The following is a 7,603-nucleotide window of genomic DNA, read 5'->3' as shown; positions in this document are numbered from 1 at the left end:
CAGGGGGAAATGAAGAAAATGGGAACAATCGTATGTCAAGTTTGTGAAGGAACAATTGCACACTTTGAAGATGAAAAAACAACAGTACTTTACGGAAAATGTGAATCTCATTGCGAATGTGGTCACAAAGAGCATACAAAAGCCCAATAATTAAAAGGCGCCTGCACATTTGCAGGCGCTTTTTTAATAGATTGTAGTTGTGTGACCAACTGTTACAACAATTGCATCATCTCGAATTGGAATGAATTTGAGTGTTGTTTGTAGACTATTAGTAGAAGTATATTGGCTCATGAGGCGGCTATCTATGCGAGTAATAAAATCTGTTAAATATGCTGAGACAAAGGCATTGGGAATTCTTCGTTCATTTAATAAATAAATGATTTGTTCTTTTGTTTGTACTCCTACACCATGCCCATAAAAAAAGAAATTACCTAAATAAATCGCATTCTCTCCTTGCCATTCAATTGAAGTTGGATTCACTTGTGGATTTTTAAAGTAAACAAGATCGCCAGGAACGATATCCCCACCGGTTTTTGTTATCAGTTTTAAATCTCGGTCATAATCCCATGTATATAGTAGAAGATTCGCGAATAAGAAGTTAAAAGTTTTATCATCATATAGTGCTAAAAGTGCTTTGTAAAAAATAATAATCATTGCTGTTGCACATTCTGTTCCGTACTTTTTTCCATTTTTAAAAATATCTCGTATCGCGACGGAGGGTGGTACATTTGGGAGTAGTTGAAATCCTCCTAGTGGTGTCCTTTGCCAAAATTCAGGGTTACAATAGGATTGTTGGAATGTACGGAACTGAAGTCCACTTTGAAAGAGTTCTAAGGCAGATGTAATAATATGAATTCGCAAATTCAGATCAAAACTGAGTTCATCAGCTGTTCGGAATGAATATACTTCTTGATTTCCAGTCATAATGGCTAATATTTGTTGTTTCTCAGTAGCGAACGGTTCATTTTCACTCGTGATATAAGGATGTACAATAGAACGCCCAATCACAATCATAACTGTATCACCGCCTATACGTTACATTCTTTAGTATGGTATGAGTAAATGAAAAAAGGGTGAAAAAAAAGCCTATCAAATGATAGGCTTATATTCTTTAATGACGCGTAATGTTTTTAACGTCATATCTTCTGGACCTTGTACTGGTAGACCCGCTTCTAAATTTTTATGAATGTAATCTAAGTTTTCTTGTGTAATAATTTCACCTGGAGTAAAGATTGGAATCCCTGGTGGATAAACCATTACAAAATCAGCTATAATGCGGCCAGCAGCATTTTTAAACGGGATGACCTCTGTCTCTGAATAAAAGGCATCTCGAGGAGAGAGGGCAAGTACAGGGATTTCTGGAATTTCGACTTGTACTTGAACACCTTTGTCGGCTCTATGTTTAAATGTTGTTGCTAGTTCTTGTAAGGCTTTAATAAGAATGTTTGTCTCATCTTCTGTATCGCCTAATGTAACAAGACATAAAATGTTATATAAGTCTGAGAGTTCAACTTCAATGTTATAACGCTCTCTTAACCATAATTCTGCTTCGTGGCCTGTAATTCCTAAGTCCTTTACAGATATAATTAGCTTTGTTGGATCATAGCTAAACGTGGCATCTGTACCTAACATTTCTTTTCCAGGACAATAAAGATGTTCAGTATTGTTTATAGCGTTACGAACATGCTCAGCTAGCTGTATTGTCTTTGTTATTAATGTCTTTCCTTCAGTTGCAAGTCGTTTTCTTGCAACATCAAGGGAAGCAAGCAAAATGTACGAGGTCGATGTTGTTGTAAGCATGCTAATAATGGATTGGACATGTTTTACGCTCACAAGGCCCTCTTTTACATTTAGAATAGAGCTTTGTGTTAAAGAACCGCCGAGCTTATGAACACTTGTTGCTGCCATATCTGCACCAGCTTGCATAGCTGACATTGGTAATTCGTCATGGAAATGAATATGGACACCATGAGCCTCATCAACTAATACAGGTATTTCGTAGGAATGAGCTAATTCTACAATTTGCTGCAGGTCTGCGGCGAATCCAAAGTATGTTGGATTAATAACGAGTAATCCTTTTGCATCTGAATGTTCCTCGAGTGCTTTTTTTACAGATTGAATCGTAATCCCGTGTGAAATACCGAGATTCGGATCAATTTCAGGATGAATGAAAATTGGTTTTGCACCTGAGAAAATAATGGCTGACATTACAGATTTATGAACGTTTCGTGGTACAAGAATCTTATCTCCTGGGCCACAAACGCTCATCACCATTGTCATAATTGCACCGCTTGTACCTTGAACGGAAAAGAAAGTATGATCTGCACCGAACGCAATCGCTGCTAAGTCCTGTGCTTCTTTAATCATACCCTTTGGATGATGTAAATCATCGAGCGGCGCGATATTAATTAAATCAATTGCTAATGCATTATGCCCAATAAATTCGCGAAACATAGGATCCATTCCTTGTCCTTTTTTATGACCTGGGATATGGAATTGAATTGGATTTCGCTTACTGTGCTCTACTAAAGCGGTAAACAATGGTGTTTTGTATTGGGACAATCTATACACCCCTTCTTCTTCGTAATATTTATTATGAGTTGTTTTATGTGTATCTTGTTCAATTAGAAAGTTATCTCCTCTTATATAGTTAAATAACCGTCTAGAAGAACTTGATTTGTTTACTTACCATTCAAAAGTTTTTTCATGGAAGCTTCACTTTATTTTCAATAAAACAAAAGCATTATATCACCAATGATTATATATGTATAGAAAAAAATCATTATTTTTATTATATGCATAATTAGTAGTAAGTTTCTCCCATTATGCGTGAATAGTAAACGTTCATCTCGAGGTTTAAAGAAAGCGAGAAGATACGTAGCACCCTAACAATGGGAGTTACATTTTAAATTGGCTGAAATTACCTCATTGTCTTCGGTCTGGCAGGAGATAATTCCATAAAAAAAGAGAAATGGTGTATAATGCAAAGGGGTTATAGCGAAGAAGGATGGAAGTTGTATTTTTAAGGTAGCATAATGGTAAAAATAAAAATGAATGAGGTGTACATATGGAATATCAATACCCACTTGATTATGATTGGTCAAATGATGAGATGATTGCAATCGTGACATTCTATGAGGCGATTGAAAAGGCATATGAGAAAGGTATCGTGAGAGAAGAATTGATGAGACTATATCGTCGCTTTAAAGAAATCGTGCCTTCGAAAGCGGAAGAGAAGAAAATTGATAAAGAGTTTCAAGAGGTAAGTGGTTACTCTATATATCGGGCAATTCAAAGAGCGAAAGAAGCAGAAGAACAAAAGATTGTAAAAATGTAAAAAGATTTTGAAAAATTAAATTCAAAGTGCTATAATGGGAGAACAACTTAAAACGGACAATAGATCTATTGTCCGTTTTCTTACTATCGATTGCAAATTCTATATAAAGGAAGGAGTGAGTGCATAGTAGATGTAACCTTCGCAAGAAATTGCTCATCAGTAAGTGTTGAAAATTCTTCTGGTGAGATGTGAATACCAACTAGTAACTCTGCTTTTTTTATAGTCGCTAAGCGTTCAATCATCTTTTGTAAATCATTTGCTTCAAGCGTGTTATGTGGTTTTACAGCTGGTTTAGTATGGTCAATGGACCAAACGAAGTCATTTGGTATATTTGTTTTTAAATCATTTAAGTGTTCTAAGAAGGCATGAGCCGCTTCCACTTTCTGTGGACACTCATAGATTAAACCAAAGTATATGAAAGCGTGGGTACCCCATAAACCGATTTGAAAATGTGGTAGCATTTTATATCCGCGTTTATTTGTTGAAAAAGCAACCCAAGTATCGTTTGGTGGATTGACTTTACGACGTGCGTGTTTCGCAACATGATAGAAAAAAGTTTCCCCAGTTTGTTCTGATAAATAATGAGAAAATTGCTCGCCTAGAGCTTCTAATTTAGGATGAATATTCGTTTTAATAGCATTCATTCGTTCTTCGAGACCATCAACTGCAAAGACAGCAAAGTCAGTTGATTTAAATGTTTGTAATGTCATGACAGTTCCTCCAACTCCTAGTTTGTTTTTTATTTTAGCATAGCTTGTACTATTCATAAAAAAAACAGCATAAAAAAATTACGTAAAAAAAAATAATTATGTTGCATAGATGTTTTATCCAACATAATATAGTATAAAACAAAAAATCAGAAAATTAAGTTAATTCTAGTCCAAGGGCAGACGAATATTGGGAGGAGGCAATAAAAATGAGACAGGTGATTAATGCGTTAAAGAGAACAGATGCTGAAAAAAGAATTCCGGTGCTAAGATTGGAGTTAGATTATGAATTAGCAACGCTATATGATGCGATGATGGAAAATGATAATCAGAAAAAAGAAGAGTGCGTGCAAAAATTAGAAGTGCTAAGACTTGAAATGATTCGTTTGGAAGCGTAATAATAGTATATGTATAAAATTTTAGTTGGTGCGAACCTTATAAAGGGTTCGTTTTTTCTGTGAACAGTATAGATCGGAGTGTTTAAACATGCAAGAGGTATGGAAAGAAATCGATACAAATGCAAAGCAGTGGGTTCGAGAAGCTGGTGAACGTTTAATGGCATCATTGCAAAAGACACTTATTATAGAGACGAAATCAAATGCAGCTGACCTAGTAACAAATATGGATCGGGAAACAGAACAGTTTTTGATTGGGAAAATTAAACAAACATTCCCAGACCATTATATTTTAGGAGAAGAAGGATATGGGGATGAAGTTGCATCTTCTGATGGAGTTGTTTGGTTAATTGATCCAATTGACGGTACGATGAATTTTGTTCACCAAAAAAGAAACTTTGCGATTTCAATTGGTATTTATGAGAACGGTATCGGAAAAATCGGTCTGGTCTATGATCCGGTTCATGATGAACTTTATCATGCTGTAAAAGGAGAAGGAGCTTTTTGCAACGATGTATCTATTCCTACTCTAGAGAAAAGTACGGTGGAACATGGAATAATTGCTTTAAATGCAACTTGGCTTACTGATAATCCATTACTTAATATGGAGAAAATGATGCAACTTGTAAAATTGGCAAGGGGGACACGTTCATATGGATGTGCAGCATTAGAAATGGTCTATGTTGCAACTGGAAGATTGGATGCTTACGTGACGCCTAGACTATCTCCTTGGGATTTTGGTGGTGGAATGATTATTGTAGAAGAAGTCGGGGGTAAAGTAACGACATTCGCCGGTGCTACGCTTTCTATTGTGGAGAAGAGCAGTGTATTAGTTGCAAAACCTGGAGTATATGAAGAGTTATTACAATATGTATCACAGTAACAAAAAAAGTAAGAGGCCCAAGACGTAGCTTCTTACTTTTTCATGTTACTGTGATTTACGCATTTTGCGTTTTGTTATAAATCCATATCCGACTGTAACAAATGTACCAATAATGCAAATAATAATACCGATGGGACTATTTTCAGCAATCATAATTCCGATGCCAATTAAGAAAATAACACCGATAATAGCTGTTAGTAAAAAGCGATATTGAATGTGTTCCATATCTTCACCCTCCAATTTCATTTTACTTTCACAAAAGTAAGAATACAACTATATTTTCATTCTTGATTTTATTTTGATTGCCATTGTATCCCCTTCGCTCTTATAATAGAGAAGGATTAAAAAGACACTAGGAGTTGGACATGTTGAAAAAACGACAAGATTTACGTAATATAGCAATTATCGCCCACGTTGACCATGGTAAAACAACACTTGTTGACCAATTATTACGTCAAGCGGGGACGTTCCGTGCAAACGAGCACGTAGAAGAACGTGCAATGGATTCAAATGACTTAGAAAGAGAACGCGGTATTACAATTTTAGCGAAAAATACAGCGATTCATTATGAAGATAAACGAATTAACATTTTAGATACACCTGGACACGCTGACTTTGGTGGTGAAGTTGAGCGTATCATGAAAATGGTTGATGGTGTTTTACTTGTTGTTGATGCATATGAAGGTTGTATGCCACAAACACGATTTGTTTTAAAGAAAGCATTAGAACAAAATTTAACTCCAATCGTTGTTGTAAACAAAATTGACCGTGACTTTGCTCGCCCAGACGAAGTGGTTGATGAAGTAATCGACTTATTCATTGAACTTGGTGCAAACGAAGATCAATTAGAGTTCCCAGTAGTATTTGCGTCAGCAATGAACGGAACAGCAAGTTTAGATTCAAATCCAGCAAATCAAGAAGAGAATATGAAATCATTATTTGATACAATCATTAATCATATTCCAGCACCAATCGATAATAGTGACGAGCCACTTCAATTCCAAGTAGCACTTCTTGACTATAATGACTATGTAGGTCGTATTGGAGTTGGCCGTGTATTCCGCGGTACAATGAAAGTTGGACAACAAGTTGCGTTAATGAAGGCTGATGGAAGTGTAAAACAATTCCGCGTAACGAAACTATTTGGTTATATGGGATTAAAACGTCAAGAAATCGAAGAAGCAAAGGCTGGAGATTTAGTAGCTGTTTCAGGTATGGAAGACATTAACGTTGGTGAAACTGTATGTCCAGTTGAACATCAAGAAGCATTACCATTATTACGTGTTGATGAGCCAACACTACAAATGACATTCCTTGTAAATAACAGCCCATTTGCAGGTCGTGAAGGAAAATATATTACATCTCGTAAAATTGAAGAGCGTCTTCGTTCTCAGTTACAAACAGATGTTAGTTTACGTGTAGATAATACAGAATCTCCTGATGCATGGATTGTATCTGGACGTGGAGAATTACATTTATCAATCTTAATTGAAAACATGCGCCGTGAAGGATACGAATTACAAGTATCTAAACCAGAAGTAATTATTAAAGAAGTAGACGGTGTAAGATGTGAGCCTGTAGAGCGTGTACAAATTGATGTACCAGAAGAATATACTGGTTCTATCATGGAGTCTATGGGTGCGCGTAAAGGTGAAATGTTAGATATGGTGAACAATGGAAATGGTCAAGTTCGTCTTACATTCATGGTACCAGCACGTGGATTAATCGGTTATACAACAGAATTCTTAACTTTAACACGTGGTTATGGTATCTTAAACCATACGTTCGATAGCTATCAGCCAGCACATGCTGGTCAAGTTGGTGGACGTCGTCAAGGTGTTCTAGTTTCATTAGAAACAGGAAAAGCATCACAATACGGTATTATCCAAGTAGAAGACCGTGGTGTAATCTTTGTTGAACCAGGTACAGAAGTTTATAATGGTATGATCGTTGGGGAACATACACGTGAGAATGATTTAACAGTTAACATTGTAAAAATGAAACAACAAACTAACATTCGTTCTGCAACAAAAGACCAAACGTCAACAATGAAAAAAGCTCGTATCATGACATTAGAAGAATCATTAGAATACTTAAATGATGATGAATACTGTGAAGTAACACCAGAATCAATTCGTCTTCGTAAAAAGATTCTGGATAAGAGCGAGCGTGAAAGAGCTGCTAAGAAAAAGAAATCTGTAGAAGCGTAAAAAATAGGGAGCTACCTTTAAAAGGTAGCTTTTTTTTATTCTGTTATTTTTCGAAAATTTACTCTTTTATC

Annotated in this window: 9 protein-coding genes; 5 read left to right on the top strand and 4 right to left on the bottom strand. The window is 35.9% G+C overall.

Annotated features, from left to right (window positions below; genetic code table 11):
- Positions 1-18 precede the first annotated feature (18 nt).
- Positions 19-150: a GapA-binding peptide SR1P gene (locus tag J4P91_RS04145; protein WP_017151127.1), complete on the top strand. Its 132-nt coding sequence runs from the start codon at positions 19-21 to the stop codon at positions 148-150.
- 33 nt (positions 151-183) lie between these two features.
- On the opposite strand, the gene J4P91_RS04140 is transcribed toward J4P91_RS04145, so the two are convergent.
- Together J4P91_RS04140 and J4P91_RS04135 are read right to left on the bottom strand one after the other, a co-directional pair.
- Positions 184-1,014 carry a protein-glutamine gamma-glutamyltransferase gene (locus tag J4P91_RS04140; RefSeq protein ID WP_017151128.1) on the bottom strand — a complete coding sequence of 277 codons (831 nt, stop codon included), beginning with the start codon at positions 1,012-1,014 and terminating at the stop codon, positions 184-186.
- Between the two features lie 75 nt (positions 1,015-1,089).
- On the bottom strand, positions 1,090-2,562 hold the full coding sequence (locus tag J4P91_RS04135; protein WP_243763705.1) for an aminotransferase class I/II-fold pyridoxal phosphate-dependent enzyme: 1,473 nt from the start codon (positions 2,560-2,562) through the stop codon (positions 1,090-1,092).
- Between the two features lie 505 nt (positions 2,563-3,067).
- On the opposite strand from J4P91_RS04135, the gene J4P91_RS04130 reads away from it, so the two are divergent.
- Entirely contained in the window at positions 3,068-3,337 is a 270-nt protein-coding gene (locus J4P91_RS04130; RefSeq protein ID WP_207993046.1) for a UPF0223 family protein, read from the top strand.
- 83 nt (positions 3,338-3,420) lie between these two features.
- Here J4P91_RS04130 and J4P91_RS04125 read toward each other — a convergent pair whose 3' ends face one another.
- Positions 3,421-4,047 (bottom strand): YktB family protein, encoded by a 627-nt coding sequence (locus J4P91_RS04125; protein WP_017151131.1) that lies wholly within the window; start codon positions 4,045-4,047, stop codon positions 3,421-3,423.
- 206 nt (positions 4,048-4,253) lie between these two features.
- On the opposite strand from J4P91_RS04125, the gene J4P91_RS04120 reads away from it, so the two are divergent.
- Together J4P91_RS04120 and J4P91_RS04115 are read left to right on the top strand one after the other, a co-directional pair.
- The gene (locus J4P91_RS04120; protein ID WP_001250169.1) at positions 4,254-4,442 is read left to right on the top strand and encodes a hypothetical protein; all 189 of its coding nucleotides are present in this window, start codon (positions 4,254-4,256) and stop codon (positions 4,440-4,442) included.
- 88 nt (positions 4,443-4,530) lie between these two features.
- Entirely contained in the window at positions 4,531-5,322 is a 792-nt protein-coding gene (locus tag J4P91_RS04115) for an inositol monophosphatase family protein (RefSeq protein ID WP_017151132.1), read from the top strand.
- A 45-nt stretch (positions 5,323-5,367) separates the two neighbouring features.
- Here the strand turns inward: J4P91_RS04115 and J4P91_RS04110 are convergent, their stop codons facing one another.
- A complete protein-coding gene (locus J4P91_RS04110; protein WP_000400124.1) occupies positions 5,368-5,547 on the bottom strand; it encodes a DUF5325 family protein in 180 nt (59 codons plus the stop codon).
- A 140-nt stretch (positions 5,548-5,687) separates the two neighbouring features.
- Between J4P91_RS04110 and typA the strand changes: the two genes are divergently transcribed.
- Complete coding sequence (gene typA, locus J4P91_RS04105) at positions 5,688-7,532, top strand: translational GTPase TypA (RefSeq protein ID WP_017151133.1); 1,845 nt, start codon at positions 5,688-5,690, stop codon at positions 7,530-7,532.
- Positions 7,533-7,603 lie beyond the last annotated feature (71 nt).

Origin of the sequence: Bacillus sp. XF8 (genome assembly GCF_017498755.1) — a bacterium.
Classification (GTDB): domain Bacteria; phylum Bacillota; class Bacilli; order Bacillales; family Bacillaceae_G; genus Bacillus_A; species Bacillus_A bingmayongensis.
Note: the sequence above shows the minus strand (reverse complement) of the source record. Positions and strands in the feature narration are given on the sequence as shown.